Source organism: Paenibacillus sp. FSL K6-2862 (assembly GCF_038005125.1).
In the GTDB taxonomy this organism is placed as follows: domain Bacteria; phylum Bacillota; class Bacilli; order Paenibacillales; family Paenibacillaceae; genus Paenibacillus; species Paenibacillus illinoisensis_A.
Window position 1 is genome coordinate 4,826,094 of sequence record NZ_JBBOSN010000001.1, and the last position, 23,304, is coordinate 4,849,397.

Here is a 23,304-nt window from a genome sequence, read left to right on the forward strand (position 1 = left end):
AGCCTCATTCTCCTTGACTATGGACTAACGGAAGTTCTTCCGCAATGCTTTCTTCCACTTCAAATAATACTTTCATATAAACTTTACCATTCTCTTTCTTCTCATGCAAAATTTTTTCACTTAAAATTTTTGTTCCTTTGCCATTTTTGGCGATAATATCGTTTCTAGCTCCCTCCAGCCCTTTCGTGCGGGCCCATTCCACCGTCTTTTGTTCCTCTTGCTGCGTGGTCTCCATATCGGTCTCCGTCAACCATCCCATCGGAAGTGTGAAGGATCGCCATGTCAGCGGCTTATGATCACTCGCCGTATTGAAGGAACTGAAAGGCGTCTTCCCATATCCCCAGAGCTGAACAGCCCAATCCCCAAGCACAACATAAAAACGTTCCTTACTTTCTCCTGTCATGGTGTTATGCTTCTGCACGAGAGGCACTTCCACCTCATATTCACGCCATACAAGTCCACGGACCTCGCCTTTGGCCACAACATTCTCTGTATTCTCTTCATCGCCCAAAATACCCGATATTAATACCTGACCTTTCTTAACACGTGTATCCTTCTGTACAACAGGACGTCCCTGTTCTGCGTATATCTGAGTAACGACTGCATCCGATTTGCTCACCAAGTGCCTTGGATTCAGTAGCGGTTCACGCTGAGGCTGTGCAGACTCTACAACCTGAATGGTAATGGTTGTCCCCTCTTTGCTCACACCAATCCAGGTTACGTCGGGAAGTGCCAAAGCCAGCTGTCTGGAAAGCTTGTCCTGACTCTGGAGTCTGAACCCCCACTGGAAAGGATATATCCCTTCTTTTTTGGCTGCAGCAAGTACCACATCAGTGGGGATTTTCACATTCCCCTTCACCTCAACATTCCAGACCATCGATGATAATGCAAACATGGCAATCACGAAAAGCACCATACCCCCAAGGAAGAACTTCCTTTTCATTAATCTGGCCATAAAAAAAGGAATCCCGCTGCGGTGCGTCACCTTCACCCTGCAGCCTGTCCGCTTCAACAAAGGACGCAGCCTAAAAAAATGCGGCAGCAGAATATTCATCTCTGCCTTGCGTCCATCATGAGCACGCAGGTTCCACACTTCCAGTCCCTGCTCTGCCACCATGTTGATCAGCGCTTCGATGTCTCCCCCAGTGACCGTTATTCGGACTGCACCTCGCAGTTTGTACAGACTGGGCTGTTTCATCCGTTTCCCTCCGCTCCATTCATATGTATATCCAGAATTGTTCCTTCCACCGCCACTTCATCCGGCAAAATATTACGAATCATCAGATCAACGCCTTTAATCTCGAGCTGACCCTGGGTCAAAGCCAGAACAATGCGATTCGGCGTAAAATGGATCACACCGCGATGATTTTCGATATACAATTGCTTGCTGCCGATCAGGGTTAACCGTGGCATATCATAAAGCACGTCCTGCGGCAAATCCAGCACCTCACTGGTCCATCTGCGCAGCTTGCGGCTGATCCGGGTCATACGAAGGTCTTCCCCCTTCCTCTACAGTTCAACTTATGCGCAGAAACATGATTTTATGAAAACTACAGCTTCTGTTAGATCATTAATTCTTTAAAAAGGAGCTCAACAAAAAGAGCCCTCTCTGGCATATTGCTCACCTGAGACGGCTCTTTGCTGTTTTATGATTGATATTACATTTTACAACTTACCTCTTGTTCCAAAAGGCTGTTTGGACCGTGGCGCCCCCAACACTTCTGCCCATAAAACACCGGTACGGATGTCTTCCGGACGAAGCCGGGACGATCTAGTTTCACCCGATGTACCCTCATCCCAACTGGAGTCAGATACAGTCGGTGTATCCGCAGAAGAGATACGATTCAAGCGCTCTTCAATCAGGCGTTGCTGTTGCTCCATCACTTTCATCTGTTGTTCAAGCGAATTTTCCATAGCGCTCATAGAGCCCTCACTTCTGTAGTCACTTGCGGGTCGAGAAGATACAACAGGCTCCGAATAAGGCTGATCATAACGATCATCATATTGCTCGTCGTCATACCGATCGTCATACTGTTCATCATAACGGGGATCTGCCGGTCCGGAAGATTGCTGCGGAGATGAATTGTCTCTCGAGCGATCATCCCGTTCTGAATTACCGCTGCCTCCGAATGTAGGCATCCCGTTGCCAGGACGCTTTTTGTTCGGATCAGCCGATTTGGCGGCTTTTCCCAAGAAAGAAAAGAGCGCAAAACCGATGACGGCCACTATATACAGATTATCAAAAATCCATTCAAATAGGCCCATACGCATTCACCGCCTATCTTCCGTTTTTGGAATCACCCTGATCGTTGGAATTCGAACCTTCACCAGGTTTTCCCAAAGTATTGCGCATTTGAGTATCCGCTTCAATATTTTTAAGGTTCATGTAGTCCATGACACCGATCTTGCCACTGCGAAGTGCTTCAGACATTGCCAAAGGTACTTGGGATTCGGATTCAACCACACGCGCTCTCATTTCGACTACACGTGCCTTCATCTCTTGCTCTTGGGCTACAGCCATAGCGCGACGTTCTTCCGCTTTCGCCTGAGCGATGCGTTTGTCAGCCTCAGCCTGCTCGGTTTGCAGGAACGCACCAATGTTCTTACCTACATCCACGTCCGCAATATCAATGGACAGGATTTCAAAAGCCGTACCTGCATCCAGACCTTTGGACAATACCGTACGGGAGATCAGATCCGGATTTTCCAGAACGTCTTTGTGGGAATTCGAGGAACCGTTTGTACTTACGATACCTTCACCGACACGGGCAATGATCGTCTCTTCACCGGCACCACCGACGAGACGGTCAATATTGGCCCGAACCGTAACCCGTGCTCTAACTTTAACTTCAATACCATCTTTGGCTACCGCAGATACAATTGGTGTCTCGATGACACGCGGGTTAACACTCATTTGTACAGCCTGCAATACATCACGACCAGCGAGGTCAATCGCAGCAGCACGTTCGAATTCCAGCGGAATGTTTGCACGCTGAGCAGCAATCAGAGCATTTACTACACGGTCAACATTACCACCCGCCAGGAAGTGGCTCTCTAGTTGGTTCATTGACAGTTGAAGACCTGCTTTGGTTGCTTTAATCATTGGATTTACGATTCGGCTAGGTGTTACACGTCTCAATCGCATCGCTACCAGTGTAATAATTCCGACACGTACACCGGATGCAATGGCCGAGATCCAAAGCATTACTGGGAAAAAGCTGAAGAATACGCTCAATACGATAATGGCAACTACCGCAACGAGCAAAACCGTAATCAACGTTGGTTCCATAGTCAAAATTCCTCCATTTGCACTTTAATTTTGTAAAAATTCATCATAACAGATCTCAACTATAATGCTGCTAATTTTAGAAAAACACCATTCGGCAAGCAGCACGGCCATATGGTTATGTACACTGCCGAAGCCCACCAGAACTCCGGCATGACAAGCGTTTTACACCGGCAAAGCTTGCTGGACCACAATCCTAGTGCCTTCGGCTTTAACCACAATAATCGGTGTATCAACTGGGATAAAGTCTCCGTCCGAAACCACATCGACCCGTTCCCCATTAAACATTGCTGTTCCAGATGGACGAAGCGGAGTCAGGCTAATCCCTTGGAGACCAATCAGTTCTTTACGTTCTGTCGCAGATGAATAACCTCGATCGGCAGACAATTTGTCACTCAGTATAAATCGATTCCATATGCCTCTGTCCTTAAACAGAATTACCACGATGGCAATGACCACGAGCGCAGCCCCAAAAGCAATACCCAATGATACAAAAGCATCACTTGTGTCATATGCAGCACGCACAACACCGGCAACAAGTGCAATGGATCCCAGGATGCCCAGGATTCCAAAGCTTGGAATAAACATCTCCAGAATCATCATGATGAGTCCAACCGTAAACAGCACCCATGTCTCTGCTCCTGCAAATCCAGCAATGTAGTTCCCTGAGAAATAGAGGACAAAACAAACAATCCCCACAATACCAGGCACTCCGAATCCAGGCACAATCAGTTCAATGATTACACCTGCAATTCCCAGGAACAAAAGTATAGTCATCACCACAGGATTCGTCAGAAAAGAAGATATATTCTCTGCTGCAGTTCTCTCCACAGTAAATACATCGTCCTGACCATAACCCAGCCATGCTGCTGCCTCTTCCGGAGTTGAGCTGATGTGGTCCGCATATCCCACTTTCAGCGCCTCCTCGGCTGATAAGGCAATAATTTCACCCTTTTGTTTCGTTTTGTTGATCTCCGGCATCTCCACAACCATGTTGACATCTGTCATTCCGGCAGCAATACTGCCATCACGGCCGCCTTGTTCCGCCGCTCCCTGCATTTTGCTCTTCCAGAATGCAACCAGCTTCGGATCATCGACATGCTTTCCCGTACTGTCCACCATCGCTGCCGCACCAATCATGCTTCCTGGCGACATTACGATCTTATCTGCATTCAAGGCCAGAAAACTTCCAGCCGAAGCAGCATCTCCGCGGACAAAAGCAACGGTCTGAACAGGGCTTTCTTTAATCAGGGTACCCAGCTCTTCCGCCGTATCCACCCGTCCTCCCGGTGTATTGATATCGAGAACAATCAGGCCAGCATTCATTGATTCAGCTTCCTTGAAGCCACGCTCCATAAACTTGCCTAGCCCCTGCTCGATTGGTTTATCAACCGGAATAATATATACGGCGCCGCTCTTTTCAGCTGCATGTGCAGACGGCGATCCAACCCAGAGAGGAAGCAGCAATGTCAGCAGCATCATGAGCAACAATGGCCCCGCAAGCCTCTTCCGGCGCTTTCCCTTCACAATAATCCCCCCTTTTCCATTATTGTTATACTGTCCAGCTTATGGTATTTATTACGTACAATGCAACATTTCGTTTCAAAATCTTAAAATTATATTTGAAAGCCAGATGAATTGCAAGATATTAAATCTAATTTTATGTATAATAACCATTTTAAAGTAAATTTTTTGTCTGTTTTGAATTCAGTACATGCAAACAGGAAAAAACACCCCCTGACAAGTCAGGAGGTGTTCATTGATTGCTTTATTGCAGAAATTGTTGAACTGCTTGATTAACCAGTTTGCCGTCCGCTTTGCCTTTAACTTTCGGCATAAGGGCCGCCATGACTTTCCCCATCTCGGCTTTCGAAGAAGCACCGGTTTCCTGGATGGTCTGCTGTACAATAACTTTAATTTCTTCTTCGGTAAGCTGTGCGGGAAGGTACTGACCAATTATATCAATTTCCGCTTTTGCATTTGCCGCGAGTTCTTCACGGCCCGCTTTGTCAAATTCTTGGAGGGCATCTTTGCGCTGTTTGATTTCACGACTCAGGATATCAAGCACTTCGTTGTCATCCAAAGTTCTTTTCAAATCTATTTCAAGATTCTTGATCGTCGAACGAATCAACCGAATGGTGGAGAGCTTGAACTTGTCCTTGCTCTTCATCGCTTGCTTCATATCTTCGTTCAATCGTTCGCTAAGATTCATGTTGTTCAAATCCTCCTAAAACTTTCTCTTACGAGCAGCCTCGGACTTTTTCTTGCGCTTTACGCTTGGCTTCTCATAATGCTTACGTTTCTTCACCTCAGCCAAGACGCCATCTTTAGCGATGGAACGTTTAAAGCGACGAAGTGCAGCATCAATAGTCTCGTTTTTGCGAACTTTAGTTTCAGACACCAGTTTTCCCTCCCTCCGACCAGACCGTCCAAGAGCAATAACACGGTTCATCACCTTTCATTATAGGCGAAAGGTAATAAAGGTGTCAACCTTAACGTAATGATCACTTTATTTATGCGAACCACAGTGCGTCTTTTTTCTCCATCAAACAGGAGATGTAGAGCACAGGATCCATTATGATTTGTGCGAATCCGATAGGCTTGTCAGCGCACCGAGTCTGGTGCCTCCAAGCAGATGATAGTGCAGGTGATGGACAGTTTGTTCCCCATCTGTGCCGCAGTTATTAATTAAACGATAACCGGACTCATCAACCCCAAGGCGTTTCGCTGCTTCCTGTGCTGCCAGATGAACCTCACCAATCAGTGCTATATCATCTGCCTTCACATCATTCATGGAAGCAATATGTTTTTTCGGAATAACGAGGACATGTGTCGGTGCAGCTGGCTGGATGTCGTGAAAGACAACCACATGTTCATTCTCCAAAACTTTATTGGAGGGAATGCTGCCCTCTACAATTTTGCAAAACAAGCAATCCATTGTTCATACCCTCCTTTGATTTGAAGATTTATGTATGCCTCTCTATCATACCGTAAGTGAAAAGTGACGTCCAATCTCACATGAAAAATATTTAAACTCAATAAGCTAGCCCTACGCTAGCATGCCATTAAGCATCACGTACAATTCTCATTCTCTATTCGTTGATGAATAGCACAAAAAAGACCTTTCTACATCCAGGTAGGCAGCAGCATGTTGCCAGGATGAGAATGGTCCTTATGATTGGTTATTCAGTCCTTCATTAATAGTATGGCAGCAGTGTTAATGCAGTCAGCCCGATCAAGGGAAGCACCAGTCTGTTAAAACGTCTGCGACCGTAGCCGTAGTATGGATAGGGATATGGATACGGGTAACCGTATCCCGGATAAAACCCACGAGCATGAGATACAGGATAACCTGCTCCCGGCATCGCGTTTGGTCCCCAATTTGCATGTTGCGCGGCTTCAGGGCCGACTGGCACTGCTAAATAAATCATGTCGTCATCCACATTTTCCATAATACCGTCATAATGACTTCCATCCTTCATCTGCACACATACATAACGATGAATGTGTTCCTTACAGATCTTCTTCGCTTCCATCTTCTCCACTTCAGTGCGCCTCCCTTATCGTGCTTCATCACCCTTTCATGGTATTCAGATCTGGGCGAATTGACACTAAAGAAACAGGGCAAAAAAGAAGCACCCCATGAGCGGGTTTCGAATGAAATCCGCTGCCGCGGACGTCTGAGCGGGAAGCTTCCTGATCAAACGTCCGCCGGGGTACTTTACATAAGGTATGTCGGCTTGACTGTAGTATAACAGCTGGTTGAACCTGTATCTGTGAGGTAACTCACTCCAGTTCACAAGATTCCACTTAAATATCCTCTTGTTTTCAGTGAAGCAAGTCAATATTGATTCTCCTGCTGTTAAAGTCAGATAGCTTTATTAGCTTTCGGAACAGGCTAAGAAAATCTGTATATCAGAGACTCTCCAATACTACCCGTGAACCGCCTCCTGCTTCGCTCGCAGGAATAACAACCAGCTTGCGCGGCAGACGGGCCCGCAGTTCCGGTACGTGGCTGATGACCCCGACGGCCAAACGATCATCATGCAATTTCTCAAGCGATGTAATGACAGTATCCAGCAGGTCCGGGTCCAATGTTCCAAATCCTTCATCCAGGAAGAAGAATTGGAGCGGGTACTGACCGCGCAGCTGAATCTGTGCGGACAAGGCGAGTGCCAGGGACAACGAGGTCAAGAAGGTTTCTCCACCAGATAAAGTGGATACTGGGCGCTTAACTCCGCCGTTGGCATCATCACAGATGACAAATCCACCGCCCGAATCCACCTCGAGTGAATAGCGCTGCTTCGTAAGAAAACGCAAACGCTGTGACGCAGCTTGGCTAACCTGCATGAGCTGCTCCTCTGCAATATACTCTACAAATGCATTGCCTCTGAAAGCTGCCTGCAGTTTGCTGAGCTGCTCCCCGTGATGACTCACTTCTACCCGCTTGTTCTCCAATTCGGTCCAGCGAACGTGACGCTGCTGAACATCTTCCAGATCCCGTTCTGCACGAGCCTTCGCACTTAGCGCAGCTTCATCCTCAGCCCGTCGTAACTTCAGACGTTCTGTGCAGGCTAACCACTGCTCTTCGGACACTTCTGCACCACCCAGCTTTTGCTCCAGTTCTCGCAGCTGGGAAACCAGCTCACGTTCCCTTTCACGATGATGCTGAATCTCTGCTGCCAGTCGCTCAGCCTCGTCTGCAGGAATCGCTGCCTCCAGAACGGCTTGTTCAGAGTCAAATGGAGATTGATCAAGCAATTGCTGCCAGCGTGCCTGCGCCTGCTCCAAATGCTCCGATGCTGAAGTCAGGGCCTGTCTGGCCATGACGTCTTTCTTGGCAGACTCCTGTTTCAGGTTATCCGCTTCCTTGAAGCGCCGGGCCGAGTCGGCTGCTGCTTTTCGCAGCCCATCCAGGTGTGACTGCGTGACAGCGATGAGCTCTTCTACACGTTGTTCGCCCACCCACTGGCGCAGTCGTTCTTCCTTCTCAGCCAGCTGTTTACGGTTTCCCTGCCACTCGGTTTGCCACTGGATCAGCTGTTTGTCCAGTTCAACCAGCTTTTGTTGGAGGGACTGTACGGACTGTTCCTTTTCTTCCAAAAACGTGACACTCTTGTTCAGCCGATCCTTGATGTCTTCGGCACGTGCATCGCGTTCCTGCATCGCCTGATGAAGGGCGACAGCCTCCTCTGGGGCGATGCCGGGCAGTTCTGCGGCCCAGCGGCCTTGCAATGCAGCTGCCGCTGCCTCGCTCTCGGCCAGCTTGCGCTCCGCCTGGACGAGACCGGCACGGCCGGCCTCCTGCGCGGCTGCCGCCTCCATGCGGCGCTGCTGCGCACCCACAGCCGCCTGCTGCAACGCGGCGGCTTGCGCCTGCACTTGCGTCGCGGCGTCAGCCAGCGAACGCGCGGTCTCGCGCAGCACAGCGGCACGCGCCGCCCAGTCCGCAGGTGAGTGCCCGTCTGCGGGCGAACCGGCGGGCTCTTGCTCCGCTGCCGCAGGCGCGGCCTCGGCTGCGGCCGGTGCTTCGCCGGCCGCGGCGCCAAGCTGCGTCAGCAAGCTGCGACGTTCGTGCAGCTGCTGGCGCAGCCCGAAGCGCAGCTCCTGCAGCTCTGCCTGCAAGCTGCGCAGCAGTTCCAGGTCCGCATCGCCTGCGTGCGGACCTTCTCCCGGCGGCGCAGCCGGGAGCGGGTGGTGTGCGGAGCCGCACACCGGGCACGGCTCGCCATCGCGCAGCTCGGCGCGCAAGGCGGAGGAGAGCCGGTGCAGCTCCTGCTCGCGCATCGAGCCGCGCAGCTGCTCCTCCGCCCCGGCCAGCAGGCTTAGTTCACGGCCGATGTCATGCTCACAGGCAAGCAAGGCCTCCAAACCCGCAGACGCCTGTTCAATCAACAGCTTCCGCTGTTCTTCTAAGCGTTCCTCTTCGCCTATTGCTGCCTGAAGTTTGCTTTCTGCCAAATTGGCAGACTGCTTGTACGTCTCCATCTCGGCCAGATTCTGACGCAGCTGCTCTGCTGCCGTATCCAGCCGATGCCGAAGCTCCAGCGCAGCTTGCAGTTGTCTTCGCTCCTCTGACTTGACTTCATTTGGCTTCAGACTTTCCTGCAATTCTTCCCGCCGCTTTCGTCCGCGCTGCTGAAGTTCTTTTTCCTTCTCCAGCTGCTGGCCATGAACTTCCTGCTCAGCCTGTCCTTTCTCCAGAAGCAGCTTCAAACGTGCGCTGTCTTCCTGAAGACTGTCTCGTTCCCGCTGCAGCTCTTTGGCCTGTTCCAACTGCTCCAGCCGAAGCAGCAGCTTGGGTTCGCCCTCAGCCAGCTGTACACGTGCCGTTTCGGCCTTTTCTGCTTCAAGCACAGATAATCGTTCGTGTTCCACGGCTTGTTCATGTGCAGCAGAAGCTGCAGTTTGTCGCAGCATCTGCTGGGAAACTGCATCCCGCATCGTCTGAAGCGCGGGTAATATGGCATCTGCCGAGCTCGACTGTTTCAAGCGCTGCTCCCCGGTTTCGATTTGCGGTTCGAGAGCTTTGAGCTTATGTTGTTCATCCAGACGCTTCTGGCGTTCATGACTTAATTCACGTATCTTACCCAGCTGTTCCGCTTCCTTCGCAGCTTCATCCAGTGTCTGACGAGAGATCTCCGCATGCTTCACGGCCTCCTGCAGAAGGCGTTTGGTTTCTTCCAGCGTTTCTTGGCTTGCATTACCAAGACCCTGCTGCTCTGCCAAGAGCGCTTGATGAACCATATCGTTATCTTTCACGCGCCGACTGAGCTTAATGGCAAGCTGATCCCCGTACTTTTCCAAATGAAACAGCCGCTGCAGCATCTGACGTCGTTCACTGCCTTTCAGCGATAGAAACTCAGCGAATTTCCCTTGAGGAAGCACTACGGCTCGCGTAAAATCATCCATTTTGAGCCCGATCACTTCTTCCACGCAGCGGTTCACATCGGCTAGCTTGTCAGCAAGCACCTGTTCCTCCCCGTTTACGGTCTCAATAAATTTGCTGATCGTATTGCTTACCGATATTTCGTTATTCCGCTTAAAACGCCGTTCTACCCGAAATCTTCGCGCTCCTTCAGCTGAAGACAGTTCGAAGGTAAAAGCGACTGAGAGGGCATCCTCAGCATGATTCATAATCCCCTGAGTTCCGTTAACCGCCCGCTCCACCTTTCCGTACATGGCAAGGGTAATGGCATCCAGCAGGGAAGACTTTCCGCTGCCCGTTGGGCCGAAAATTCCGAATAATCCGGTTTCGGTCAGTACCGTAAAATCAATCTCCTGAGCTTCACGATAACTTTGCAACCCGGCCACTTTTAATAAAATCGGCTTCATCTTCCTTCGACCTCCTCACTCACGCCTGGCTCGTCCTCGTCCACCAATTCAAGGAACAACTGTACCAGACTGTCCTCAGGCTGTGCCCCGCCCGTCTGACGCTGATAGAACTTGCGGAACAATTCATGCACAGGCAGCTCGGAACGCTGCTCCAGCAATCCTGCAGCGGCCATCTCCGGATACACCGGACGGATATGAATAATGCCATCATGTGACTTGCGCAGCTGCTGGATCTCTTTGAGTGACATGGCATCGTCCAGCCACACTTCCATATCAATGAATGCTTGGGCGTCTCTTCCCTCTTCCAACCAGCGATACACCTCGGCCAGACCTCCGCGTGCCTTCCAGCGCACGAGTGGGCGTCCACAGGATAACAGCACTTCTTCTACCTTCGGAGTTCCGCCTGGCGCCAAATCGACCATCGTTACGGATTTGCTCTGTCCTGCCTCTGAGAAGCTGTAGGCCAGCGGCGATCCGCTATACCGGATCACGCCGTCACCCTTCACAGCCTGAGCGCGATGAAGGTGTCCGAGTGCTGTATATTGGGCACCGATCGATAGTGAAGATGGATCTACGGTATAAGCCCCGCCCACCTGAATTGGGCGCTCCGAATCGCTTTCAACCCCGCCCAGCACATAAATGTGACTCATCGCCAAATTCACCGTATCCGTACCAAATGAGCTAGCCAAACGCTGCATGAGCATGCCCACCCGTCGGCTATAAGCTTGACGAAGCACGTTTTCATCACTATCCGTGGTGAGAACTTCGTTGAGCCTTGCCTCTGAAGGATAGGGCAGAGCAGCAATTTTGGCAGTCTCGCCTGTTCTATTCGCATGAATAGTCACCGCTTCCGCCGTTGGCAAACCTACAAGTGTAATCCCCTGTCTGTTAACAAGTGGTGTCACAGAGGCTACCCGTTCCGGCTGATCGTGATTGCCTGCAATGACCACCAGTGGTCTTCCCCGCTCGGTAAGCCTGGCTGCTGCCTCGTAAAACAGCTGCTCTGCCGAAGCAGGCGGATTGACCGAATCATACACGTCACCAGCCATCAACACTGCATCAGCCTGCTGCTCATCTGCCAGTCTAACAAGTTCATCGACGAAATCTTCCTGCTCACGCAGCCTGCTTCTTCCTTCCAATGTTTTTCCCAAATGCCAGTCCCCAGTGTGCAAAATACGCATATTCCGTTCATCCCCTCTCCCTACAAAAACGTAATCATAAGAGTGCCCTGTCCCCAATCTTGGCAGCTCATATCCTGATGGCACTAGCCAATGCGGAAACAAAGGGGACACCATCGTTTCTAAGAAACCGATTCGTCCCCTTCGTGACTTTCATTGTTCATTGCAAGCACATATAACGAATATATCTTCCGTTTCCAAGCTGCTCCATTAAAGTTTTACAGCATGTCCACCATCAAAGAAGTACAGCCACTTCCGATCGACCTTGCGCCCCAAAATATCTTCAATCGCCCGGCCATACAGCTCCAGCTGAAAACGATAGTTTCTGGTCAGTTCGTTTAATCCTCCGCGATGTTCCAGTACCCGATCCGTTTTGTAATCCAGCAAAGTAAGCTCACCGTCCACCTCGTAGAGGCAATCAATGATCCCTTGTACAAGTACGGTTTCATTATCCAAAGAGGCCTGTAGTCCGCTGTCTTCATCCAGGGATTGCATTCCCGCATTTGATGACAGATGCTGCACCCATTCGGCGGGAGAATGCTCTGCTGGAAGTCCATAGATAAAAGGAATCTCCCGTTTTACCCAGTCAGCACGCAGCAGATCCGTGCCTGGTTCCGTCTGAAAGAATTGAGCCAAATGTTCAGGTTCAATCACTTCTGCCTGATGAGGCAGCAAAATCTGAAGTGTGGTCAGTCTTGCAAGCGTCTGTTCCACAATCGCGGCATCCACATTCGTTCCATCCAATGGTAAATGCTGCATCAACGTGTGATACACAGTCCCACGCTCAGCCCCCGTCAACTGTTTCTCTTCCATAAACTTCGGGCGACGCAAATGCAATTTGAAGGAATCCTCATTCGTGACATCTGTCCGATCAAGACGTGCTTCACTGACCTTATGTTCGGAATGCGGGTTTTCGAGAACCTCCGCATCATCCATTTGTCTTTCCAGCTCTTCCATCACATGGAGAGGCTGATGGTCTTGTATCGCAAGCATTGTCTTTAATTCTGAGACGGACGTGCTCGCTGCTACCCGGGTTGCCGCCTCATATGGGTATGTCCATGATAGGCGACGCTCTACGTTTTGCATCCATTCGGTTTCAAGTCCAACCCCATCAATCTTCGCGTCATCCCGTGATGGCTCATCTGGCAAATCTCTATCCATCTCGCCATGGATTGTGGAGGGGTGTAAAATCACCGGTTTCACAGCTTGTAAAGCTTTCATTCGTTCCTGGCGAGCTTCTGCCAATTCGTCTTCCTCACCATGTTTTGAATCCACAAAGGTCTCCCTGGACACCCAATCGGCAGATATGACGGAAATGCTCCAGCGTGATTCATCATTCATCAGACAAGCAGCATAGGAGTCTTGTACACCAGCCAGCTCGCGTAATGAAGCCGCCGACGGATGGCGAATTAGAGACGGTCCGATCCAATCCAGATAACTTCGTCCTGCCGCGAGTAGGTAATCCGGCAGAATCAGTTCCAAACTGTCTTTGATCTGTGACCAGGATGCTGCCTTTTTGGCAGCATCCTTAACCGTCCCAACCAGAATCATTTTCTCCTTGGGCCGAGTCAGTGCAACATACAGTACCCGCATCTCCTCAGCCAGCAGCTCAAACTGCGCTCTGCGTCGAATGGCGAGATTGGCCAGTGTGGGATAAGCCACCCTATTTTCCCGATCCACAAATCTCGGACCGAATCCAAGCTCCTTGTGCATCAAGAACGGTGCATTCAGATCCTGCTGGTTGAACATTTTGGAGATGCCAGCCACAAACACAACCGGAAACTCCAACCCTTTACTCCGGTGAATGGTCATGATTCGGACCGCATTGTCCTGTTCGCCCGATCCCGCCACTGTTCCAAGATCCCCACCATTCTCACGAAGTCTGGAGACGTAGGTCAAAAAGCGGAACAATCCCCGATTCGACGTCGATTCTTCATATTGACGTGCACGGTCATACAGGGCTTTCAGGTTGCTTTGACGCTGAATACCTCCTGGAAGACCACCTACCCAGTCCAAATAGCCAGTCTCCCTGTATATACGCCAAATGAGTTCACTTAGACTGCCTTGACGTGCCTCAAGCCTCCATTGTTGCAGCTGGCCCATAAAATGAATTAATTTCTGCTTTAATTCCGATCCTGCGTTGGCTGCTGGGTGCTCCCCTGGATCATGATAACCTTCCTTTTCGCTATCCTCATTCAGAGATTGCTGCTCAAGTACCCCAGACTCTGCTGTAACAGCAGCCTCTTGCTTCGCCTGTTCCAATTCTGACCAGATTTCCGGCCATTGCATCTGTACTGCAGACGAATCATCATTGGAAACTGTTCCAATCTGAGTAGCAGATACAACTGCATCATAGAAAGACTGCCTTTTATCCCCCAGACGGATTTGTGCCAAATCCTCTTCATTTAAGCCCACAATCGGTGAACGGAGGACTGAAGCGAGCGGAATATCCTGTCGTGGGTTGTCCACGATCTGAAGCAGGGATAACATGATCTCCACTTCTGTTGCCTGAAAATATCCCTTGCTCTGCTCCCCTCCGGCCGGAATTCCCTGCTGCCTGAATTCTTCGATCATTAACGGAGCCCACATCAAGGCAGAGCGCAGCAGGATGACAATGTCGCCGTAACGGGCAGGACGCATTGTTTTTAACGCCTTATCATACACATTCAGCGCAGGCTGATCGGTATCGCCGACGATCTCCCGAATGCGCCGAGCCATAGCCCGTGCTTCAAGTTGAGCCGTTTCCAGTTCGGCACTTTCCAGTTCAGCCGACGCCAGGTGATCTCCATTTTCATCTACACTCTCACCCAGATCCGGTCCTCCCCCTTGTCGGTCAATCAGAAGCAGTTCCGGTGTATAAGCCTCATCTCCCTCGGTTTCTGGTGGAAACGAAGCTCCGTAAGCAAGCTGGGCCCGTTCGTCATAAGCGATCTCAGCTACGCCCTCATTCATGAGCTGCCGGAACAGCATATTTACCGAATGAACAACCTCAGCACGACTGCGGAAGTTACGTGCCAGGTCAATGCGTCTGCCTGCACGCCGCGTGCTTCCTTCTCCTTCATTGCTTTGGGTGCCAGAGTTGTATTGACGGTATTTATTCAGAAATAGTCCCGGTTCAGCCAAGCGGAAACGATAAATACTCTGTTTCACATCCCCTACCATAAAGCGATTACCCGGATTCTCCCTGGAAATTAGCTTTACGATATCTTCCTGAACGGTATTAGTATCCTGATATTCATCCAGCAGCACTTCATCGAAACGAGCCCTGTATTCCATTGCTGCATCTGAAGGCATGGAGAGCTCTGGCGTGGAATCCTCATGACGCAAAATGTGAAGACAATAATGTTCCAGATCGCTAAAATCAACCTGTCCACGTTCTTGTTTGGCCAGCTTGTAACGTTCGCCGAACTCACTTACAAGTTTGGACAGTTCCTGCATGAGCGGAGCCGCCTGCTCCAGCTCCTGCCAGAAGGAAAATGCACTCCGGCCAAAGAGCGAGCCTCTCAGATCGGTGATTGCCTTTTTTGCAGCCTCCCGAAGTTCCTTCACTTGTTCCTGAAGCGCCGGATCGGTTTGATCCTTTTTGCAGGGTTTCAGCTTGCCAAAAGCTGCGGGCTGAAATACTTCAGGCAGTCTCTCCCATGGCATAACCTCCACGGCAGACAGGAGCTCCTCCACCATGGCCAGATCTTCCTTTAAGGTATCCGCATATGGTTTAGGCCCTTCCGGCTGCAACGCAATGCCAATACCTTGACGCAAGAGCCCCGCTGCACCACTCAGGGTAAGTGCGGCATCACGTAGAATGCTCTGTACCCATGCTGAATGACCAAGGGCCTCTACGCTTTCAACTTGAAATGCAGACGCCATTTCCGCGAGCCAGTGATCCGGCCAGGAGTGACTGCGCGAGAAATCATACAAGCGCTGCACTAGCCGGTGCATCGCATCATCGTTCCGTTCACCGCTGAACCAGTCCACAAGCTCACGGAATGTGCTGCCTTCGCCTTCTTCCCCGTATTTATCTTCAAACAGCTCTTCCAGGAGCTCCTGACGCAGCATTTCGGCTTCATTCTCGTTCAATATCCGAAAAGCCGGATTAAGCGGTATTTGCTGATAGTAACGGCGGATGACTTCCATACAAAATGAATGCAGCGTTGTAATTGAAGCTCGCCCAAGCAGCGATAACTGTTTGCGCAAATGCTCCTCCTCAGGCTCTTCCTCGAGTGCACGTTCAAGTGCTTCCCGAATACGCTGCTTCATCTCAGCAGCAGCCGCCTTCGTAAAGGTAGCCACCAACAATCGATCCACACTGAAGCCACGAGAAGGATCGGCTATTTTACGAATAATCCGTTCGACCAACACAGCGGTTTTACCCGACCCCGCAGCTGCAGCAACGAGAATGTCTTCACCACTCTGGGAAATTGCACTCCACTGGTCATCGCTCCAGAAGCTGCCTTCCGGTTTTGGCATATTCGTCATGACGTCTCCCCTCCCTTGTTGTGTGACAGCATGTCCCAGATTTGCTGTTTGCCCGGTTTGGACAACAGATTATATTCATTGCCTTCAATATTCTCATCAAATTGACAGACAGGTTTAAACGGACAGAATGTGCATGCAACCTCCTGCTGAATGCGGTAAGGCTCTATTGCCACATCCCCATCCGTAATGCGGGTCCCGATCTCCCGGATATTGCCTCGAACAGATGCGAGCAGCGTGTCCCACTGGTCTGGCGTAGCTACCGCTGCGCTGCTGTAGAAGCTGCCGTCCGCCTTGAGTGCAACAGGAATGATGGCCGAGTAGCCTTTATCCAGTGTGTTATCCATCTGTGCGATGGCATCACGATCTGCCAAAAGCAATCCCTTCATTTTGAAGCGTTTCAGCAATTCCTGTCCCGCCTGTTCTGAGGTCATGCCGTTCGCAGATTGCAGCAATGGGTTATGCACGTGGAAATACAGTGTTCCTCCAGGCATAGCCGATTCTCCCAGCCACTCTTCGGCAGCACTAAGCAGCACTTCCAGATACGTAAGCATCTGCAAGGACAGTCCGTAGTACACTTCATGCAATTTGAGATCCGTCTGGCTTGATTTATAGTCAATAACCCGAAGCAAAAGTCCATTTTCTCCTTCGGCCACATCAACCCGGTCAATCCGGCCCACAATCTCCATCACACACCCGTTCTCCAGTTCGAAACGAAGAGGTGGCAAGGGTTTGCCTGGCCCAAAGTCCAGCTCAAGACCAATAGGTTCAAAACTTCCCCGTCTGGATTGCTCACCCAAAATGACCGAAGCTCGGCTTACAATATCCTTCAGTTTGCGGAAAATGTAGCCATAACGCTTCGTGCTCAGCAGAATCTCGCCCTGAAGCTGCGGAGCAATCTGATCCACTGTTTGCTCCGCTTCCTTGCGGCATTGTTCTGGAGAGAGGCTGCCCCAGCTGCGGTTCTCTTCACGCAGTCGGATCGCCAGCTGACTCAGCGCAGCATGGAACAGCTGCCCGATGTCCGGAGCTTGAAGACGATATAGCTGACGCTCTTTCAATCGCAACCCGTGCGAGGCAAAATGGGAGAATGGACATGCCACGAATCGTTCCATTCGCGAAACACTTGTCCGCACCTCCGTGCCATACAATCGGCGGCTTGTCGAAGTACGAAGAGGCAATGCACGATTGCGATAAAAAATGGAGCCCAGCAATCGTTCCAGCTGAGGTCTGAGGCTCTCATTGGAGCAGTGCCAGTTGTAGACCGACCACCAGAGTTCAGGAATCTCTTCACCCCTGCGCCATCTGCGCAGCTGCCCAATCAAAACTGACATACTCTGCTCTGGATGAATAACATAAGGCCAGTGAGCTTCTTCCAAACCTGTTACTGGCGGCTGTGCAAGAAGTGGCACTTCATTCAGTCCGAACATCTTTCGTACATGTCTCACAATTTCCGAAGGCAAAAGCGTTTTACCCTCATCATCAGCCACAGGGTAACTCAACCATAACTGCTTACTTGCAGCAGTCAAGGCGGTATAGATCAGGAAACGCTCGTCCAGCATTCGTCTTGTTGTTCCAGGTCCAAGACCGAGACCTCTCTCGGTCAGCAGCTCCCGCTCCTGCTCCGTTAACACGCCATCTTCCTGCGGTACAGCTGGCAGTTCACCGTCAACGGCTCCTAGGATGAATACATACTGGACATCCTGCAGCCGAGTCCGGTCCATGGAACCGACCAGCACCTGATCCAGCGCTGGAGGAACAAGTCCTAGTTTCAGCTCAGTCAACCCCGTCTCCATCAAGCCTGCAAACAGATCGATGTCCAGTCGTTCGGTTCCCATCATATCCACCATCTGGTCCAGCAGATCCAGGACTGCTCCCCACATCTGACGATGTTCCCGCGAACGCTCCGGGTCGCCCTGAGCTGTTGCTTCAGCAGACATCATTTCGAGTTTCCAGGGAATTTCTGCGTCTTCGAGCAGTCCATATAGTGCAGCACACTGTTCTCTTGCCGTCTTGGCCTTGATCATGCGTTTCTCAAACGCAGCCATCGGATTCGTAATGACCGTTCGGCATTTTTCCATGAGCGACAGCATTTGTTCACGCCCTCGGCTTCTGCCTTCCTGTCCATTGTCCTCCAGAGACAGACTCGGGACATATTTCCAAGGCTTGCCGTCGGTCCAGCGGTATCCGTGAATTCCACACGCGAGTATATAATTTTCGAGCTGGTCCATATCTTCACGAGTGATGGAACCATCACGAGGAAGCAGCAGATCCGTTTTGACACAGCGAAATACATCTTCGTAACGCCATCGGCGACGAACGACATCAATTGCAGAACGAATGAATTCGGAGAGCGGATGATGAAGCTCGCTTCTTCTGCGATCCAGGAAAACGGGCACGTCATAGTCCCTGAATAGTGGCTCGGCAATATCGGCATAGGCATCCAGTTGACGAACGAGTACGGCCATATCCCGATAACGCACGCCTTCCTCCTGAGCCAATCTGCGCATTTCCCGCAGTGCACCTTCCATCTCAGCCCTGCGATTTTCGGCTGCGTATAACTTCACGCCCGCATCGCGGCCATCACTTCTCCAACGAATGCGTCGGTCGAACCCAGACTCCAGATGGGCCAGACCAGGGCTGTGCTCATATCTTGGCAAAACATCCGGCTGCAGCACCATCGTTTCGCTCATGACTCCCAGATCCTCAGCCATACCCTTGAGCCGCGCATATGCGCTCGCTGTTGGATGGAACAGGTCCAATTCGCTGGGCAGTGCCCCATGATCATATGGCCGATCCAAGGTCAACGTAATGGTTACTGAAGAGGACTGAAGCATCAGTCTTCCAATTGCGCTCATTTCCTGTGGTGTAAAGCCCTGAAAACCGTCAATCCAGATTTGTGCATCCTGAAGAAGCTCACTCTCTGCCAAACGTTCGTTCAGTTCTGTCAGCGTGTCTTCATCATCGATGTAGAGTTCCGTTAGTTCCTGTTCATAATCTCGATATATAAGAAGCAAATCATGTAACTTATCACCCAGGATCGGTGCTGAAGAAGACGTATTCCAACTAGAAAGGCCTTCTTCCAACAAGCTGGGATCTAGTTCATAACGCTTAAACTCACTGTACAAATCATTTAAATGCCCTATAAAGCCCAATTGATTGCCCGAAGCGCCAAAAAGCTTCAACTCTTCCTTGCGCCGCTGAAGTACTTTATAAAGCAGCATCTTTTTCCCCTCGGCTCCGATTGGAATCCGCGCAGACCCACCCGCTTCCTGCATGATACGATAGGCTAATCGGCGAAAACCCAATACTTCTGCACGCATAGTGCCTTTGATCGCGCCAGAAGAAACCAAAGCCTGCTCGGTGCGAAACGAGCTTTGTTCCGGAACCAACCATATGAGTGGTTTGCCTTGAGGTTCCTTTTGAAGCAAAGACGTAATTTCCCGGGTAATCAGCGTCGTCTTGCCGCTGCCTGCCCGGCCAATAATAAAGCGTACAGACATGTCTAATCCTCCAAACCATCACGAACAAGATTTTAATTCCCAGTATAACATATCTGACCTGGTTCGGAACATACGTTTGCCACAATCCGGTAAAGGCAAATGATTTCCTGTAACATAAAACAAGCCCACAGCTTATTACACTGTGGACTTGTTTCTTATCATCAACTTTTAACAAAATGACAGATCAGTTTGTTTTGCTGCGCACTTCAAAAATGGCAAATTTCAAGTAATGCCCTTCATCTACACCCAAAATTTGCGGGTGATCCTTGCCGGCAGCTTTCCATTCAACCAGGCGCAGTACCTTGCCTGCATCTTCCGCAGCATCCGCAATCGTTTCCAGGAAGAGATCAGGACGCATATGATACGAACAGCTCGCTGTGACCAGATACCCACCTTCATTCACAAGCTTCATGCCATGCAGGTTAATATCCTTGTATCCACGGCACGCGCCTTTGACTGCTGATTTGGTTTTGGCAAAGGCAGGTGGGTCAAGGATGACCACATCAAATGTTTTCCCGCCGCCAGCTGCAAGCGCTTTGGAGGTATCCACTTTCTGTTCGGCTGCCCGTGCACGTACGGATCGCTCTTCTACTCCCTTGACCTGTTCACGTAAATACTGGAAGGCATCAGCGACAACAAATTCTACCCGATCCGTAAAACCGTTCAATTCTACATTGGTGCGGGCACTTTCAATAGCATGCTCTGAAATATCGAGGCATGTGACTTTTTTGGCTCCATATTTGCAAGCGTTCAACGTGAAGCTGCCCGTGTGTGAGAAGCACTCCAAAACAGTAGCCCCATCCCAATAGGGGAAGGTCACCACTTTACCGCTTTTATTAACAGGCAGCAGCTGATGGCCTCCCTCTTGTTCCACTTCCTGCAACATAATTCCGCTTTTATAGCCCCAGCCCTTCATAAGCGGTTCAATTGCCGCCCGATTCTCACGCTGGTCGAAGAAATAGCCTGTTTTCTGGCCTTCCACGATATCCACTTTAATAAGCAAGCCATTCTCGGTTACCGTAACATGACGTGGGCACTCCCCGTACAGCGGTCCTTTGGTCTGCTCCAGTCCTTCCAGCTCACGAATCGGCACATCACTGCGCTCATAAATTCCTTCCGGCTGCATCACTTCAATCAGAGCCTGTACGATGGCTTCACGGCAGCGATCCATTCCCAAGGTAAGCAGCTGCACAACAAGAACACTGCCAAAACGGTCCACGATCAGGCCAGGCAGAAAATCAGCTTCTCCATAAACGAGACGATACGCCTCTCCATCCTGGATAAAACGTTCCCGATGACGCAGGCAGTCGCTGAAGCGAGCAGCAAAAAAGGCGGTGTCCATCTGCTCAAACTCCAGCGGTTGATATGAAACGACTCTTACTGTAATCTGTGAAGCCGGGTTATAGTATCCTGTCGCCAGATAACGACCTTGATGATTCAATACGTTGACTAGATCTCCCGGTTCGGGGTTACCGTCAACCGAGGCAATTTCGTTGTTATATATCCATGGATGTGCATGTTCAAGCCGCTTTTTGCGACTGCGTTCCAGTGTAACCGATGGCAAGGTAAATCCACTTCCTTTTGTAGTTAGTTTAAATTAGTTCGAAAAGATAGGTTTAGTGCAAAGGGAGACCGCTGCGGGGACGGATTGGTCTTCCGATCGCTGTTATCCCTGGATTTTTTTGATTCCCTTTTTACAAAGAGAAAATCCAGGGATAAACGCGAACGCTTCGCTTCTTCTGATCCAATTCCGTCCCCTCCGCCCCGTTTACACGAATCACCGTATCTTTTGAATGGTAAGGTGAGTAGGTTAAGAAAATCCTAAATTACGGAATTGCAAATTATATGTTGCCGCTACGTGGACAGATTGGTCTTCTGATCCAATTCCGTTCGCACCAATTGTCTCCGGCTGTCATGGTTGTCCTCTCTTATTCATAAGATGAGATAACGACTAGGCACGGAAGGAATGATGGAACGAGATGTTCAGAGATATTGTGCTGCCGCTCATATATGGTCTAATTATCTTTTTCGGTGGAATGAAACTGATGGAAACAGCCTTGCAGCGAATGGCTGGGCCAATGCTGGCCGGGTGGCTTAACCGAGCTACCTCGGCTCCATGGAAAGGCATGGCTTTCAGTGCAGGAGCCACGGCAATACTACAGAGCAGCACCGCCGTTACAGTACTCACCATTGGTCTCGCGAATGCAAGATTAATTACCTACGGTCGCACACTAGGCATTATTCTGGGCACGAACATCGGTACATGCCTGACAACCGAGCTGATTGGGTTACAGATTGGTCGTGCTGCCCTGCCCTTGCTAGTCATTTCTCTTACAGGTTGGGCTGTCTTTGTTGTTCTTAGTGAACGCAATCAAGCAGCCCCCGAACATACCCGAAGATTCCTACTTAACTCACAGTACAGCTTTCTTGCAGCTGGCGGTTTTGCTCTGGTGATGACCGGGATTCAAGTCATGCAATCCATAACTGTCCCCCTGCGCAGCATGGGCGTATTTCAGTGGTTTTTGGATCGCTCGGCTGACAGCTTGTGGTGGGGATTTCTGGCTGGTGCCTGCCTTACGGCTCTCATTCATAGCAGTGCAGCTGTCATCAGCATGGCGATTACGCTGGCAGCTACAGGAGTGCTTCCTGTGGAGATCGGTATTGCCATCGTGATCGGGTCCAATGTCGGGACTTGTGTCACGGCTGTCATTGCAGCCGCCGGCGGTGCTTCCGCAGGCAAATTCGTTGCAGCCTCCCATGTTGTATTGAATATTGCGGGAGCCTTGCTTTTTATGCCGCTGATCGGGTTGCTGCATGCAGCTTCAGCCTGGCTGTCAGCGGACTACGGGGCACAGATTGCGCATGCCCAGACCCTTTTTAACATCATCAGCTCACTGCTTGCATTACCCCTGTGCTATCTGCCCATCTGGCACAAAAAACCACCGGCTCACGCCCCATCAGCGAAGTCGCCCGCGGCTTGATGCTTGGCTCCTCTATTTGATAATGAACCAAGCATCGCTGTATTTGGCAAGTATTATACGTTAATGCCCAGCTTGTTCAGTGCCACGCGCAAAATGTTATCATTGTTGTCGTAACCGTTCTGCTGCTGTCTTGTCCAGGCTTCTTCAGGCGCGTACCAATCGACTCCCTTGATCTCTTCGATCTGCGGCTGCAGGTCTCCGCTCTCTGCTTCAACCAGATAATAGTGAACTTCCTTGTCTACCGGACCAAACTCAACGTGTTGATACGTGTAGGCAATGATATCGACAGGCTCCACAATTCGGCCGACCATGCCTGTCTCTTCCAAAATCTCGCGCAAAGCGGTTTCCTCTACCGTTTCTCCTGCTTCCATCTTGCCTTTGGCGAGTGTTGTTTTGCCATAACGATCAACAATAAGCTGAATCTGAAGGCTGCCGTCTTCCCCTTTACGATAGACTACACCGCCTGCGGATATTTCCTTTTTGTTCATTCTGATTTCCCCCGTTCACAGATATGTCATGCCTTTAGTTGAAAAACAAGGACCTCATCT

At 50.4% G+C, this 23,304-nt stretch carries 16 protein-coding genes; 1 reads left to right on the plus strand and 15 read right to left on the minus strand.

Annotated features, from left to right (window positions below; translation table 11 throughout):
- Positions 1–4: 4 nt before the first annotated feature.
- The 14 genes from yqfD to MHB82_RS21905 all read right to left on the minus strand — a co-directional run bounded on the left by yqfD (position 5) and on the right by MHB82_RS21905 (position 21,339).
- Positions 5–1,198, minus strand: coding sequence for a sporulation protein YqfD (gene yqfD / locus MHB82_RS21840; RefSeq protein WP_095359495.1), 1,194 nt, complete (start codon positions 1,196–1,198; stop codon positions 5–7).
- Positions 1,195–1,488 (minus strand): sporulation protein YqfC, encoded by a 294-nt coding sequence (gene yqfC / locus MHB82_RS21845; RefSeq protein WP_095289883.1) that lies wholly within the window; start codon positions 1,486–1,488, stop codon positions 1,195–1,197. The genes yqfD and yqfC overlap by 4 nt, the downstream gene beginning before the upstream one ends.
- Before the next feature lie 177 nt (positions 1,489–1,665).
- Entirely contained in the window at positions 1,666–2,265 is a 600-nt protein-coding gene (locus MHB82_RS21850) for a hypothetical protein (RefSeq protein WP_341175801.1), read from the minus strand.
- 13 nt (positions 2,266–2,278) lie between these two features.
- A complete protein-coding gene (floA, locus tag MHB82_RS21855; RefSeq protein WP_095359498.1) occupies positions 2,279–3,289 on the minus strand; it encodes a flotillin-like protein FloA in 1,011 nt (336 codons plus the stop codon).
- A gap of 162 nt (positions 3,290–3,451) precedes the next feature.
- Entirely contained in the window at positions 3,452–4,768 is a 1,317-nt protein-coding gene (locus tag MHB82_RS21860; RefSeq protein WP_341176680.1) for an NfeD family protein, read from the minus strand.
- Between the two features lie 286 nt (positions 4,769–5,054).
- Positions 5,055–5,498, minus strand: coding sequence for a GatB/YqeY domain-containing protein (locus tag MHB82_RS21865; protein ID WP_095289878.1), 444 nt, complete (start codon positions 5,496–5,498; stop codon positions 5,055–5,057).
- 15 nt (positions 5,499–5,513) lie between these two features.
- On the minus strand, positions 5,514–5,687 hold the full coding sequence (gene rpsU / locus MHB82_RS21870) for a 30S ribosomal protein S21 (protein WP_005547957.1): 174 nt from the start codon (positions 5,685–5,687) through the stop codon (positions 5,514–5,516).
- 174 nt (positions 5,688–5,861) lie between these two features.
- Positions 5,862–6,224, minus strand: a complete 363-nt coding sequence (locus tag MHB82_RS21875; RefSeq protein ID WP_110821270.1) for a histidine triad nucleotide-binding protein — start codon at positions 6,222–6,224, stop codon at positions 5,862–5,864.
- Between the two features lie 259 nt (positions 6,225–6,483).
- Entirely contained in the window at positions 6,484–6,822 is a 339-nt protein-coding gene (locus tag MHB82_RS21880) for a hypothetical protein (protein ID WP_176476070.1), read from the minus strand.
- Positions 6,823–7,201: 379 nt separating this feature from the next.
- On the minus strand, positions 7,202–10,621 hold the full coding sequence (locus tag MHB82_RS21885; RefSeq protein WP_341175802.1) for an SMC family ATPase: 3,420 nt from the start codon (positions 10,619–10,621) through the stop codon (positions 7,202–7,204).
- Positions 10,618–11,802 (minus strand): exonuclease SbcCD subunit D, encoded by a 1,185-nt coding sequence (locus tag MHB82_RS21890; RefSeq protein WP_341175803.1) that lies wholly within the window; start codon positions 11,800–11,802, stop codon positions 10,618–10,620. The genes MHB82_RS21885 and MHB82_RS21890 overlap by 4 nt, the downstream gene beginning before the upstream one ends.
- A gap of 207 nt (positions 11,803–12,009) precedes the next feature.
- The gene (gene addA / locus MHB82_RS21895) at positions 12,010–16,275 is read right to left on the minus strand and encodes a helicase-exonuclease AddAB subunit AddA (RefSeq protein ID WP_341175804.1); all 4,266 of its coding nucleotides are present in this window, start codon (positions 16,273–16,275) and stop codon (positions 12,010–12,012) included.
- The gene (gene addB / locus MHB82_RS21900; RefSeq protein ID WP_341175805.1) at positions 16,272–19,775 is read right to left on the minus strand and encodes a helicase-exonuclease AddAB subunit AddB; all 3,504 of its coding nucleotides are present in this window, start codon (positions 19,773–19,775) and stop codon (positions 16,272–16,274) included. The genes addA and addB overlap by 4 nt, the downstream gene beginning before the upstream one ends.
- A gap of 184 nt (positions 19,776–19,959) precedes the next feature.
- Positions 19,960–21,339, minus strand: a complete 1,380-nt coding sequence (locus tag MHB82_RS21905; RefSeq protein WP_110821276.1) for a class I SAM-dependent rRNA methyltransferase — start codon at positions 21,337–21,339, stop codon at positions 19,960–19,962.
- 415 nt (positions 21,340–21,754) lie between these two features.
- Between MHB82_RS21905 and MHB82_RS21910 the strand changes: the two genes are divergently transcribed.
- The gene (locus MHB82_RS21910; RefSeq protein ID WP_341175806.1) at positions 21,755–22,756 is read left to right on the plus strand and encodes a Na/Pi cotransporter family protein; all 1,002 of its coding nucleotides are present in this window, start codon (positions 21,755–21,757) and stop codon (positions 22,754–22,756) included.
- A 53-nt stretch (positions 22,757–22,809) separates the two neighbouring features.
- Here the strand turns inward: MHB82_RS21910 and MHB82_RS21915 are convergent, their stop codons facing one another.
- The gene (locus tag MHB82_RS21915) at positions 22,810–23,244 is read right to left on the minus strand and encodes an NUDIX hydrolase (protein ID WP_341175807.1); all 435 of its coding nucleotides are present in this window, start codon (positions 23,242–23,244) and stop codon (positions 22,810–22,812) included.
- Positions 23,245–23,304: the final 60 nt, after the last annotated feature.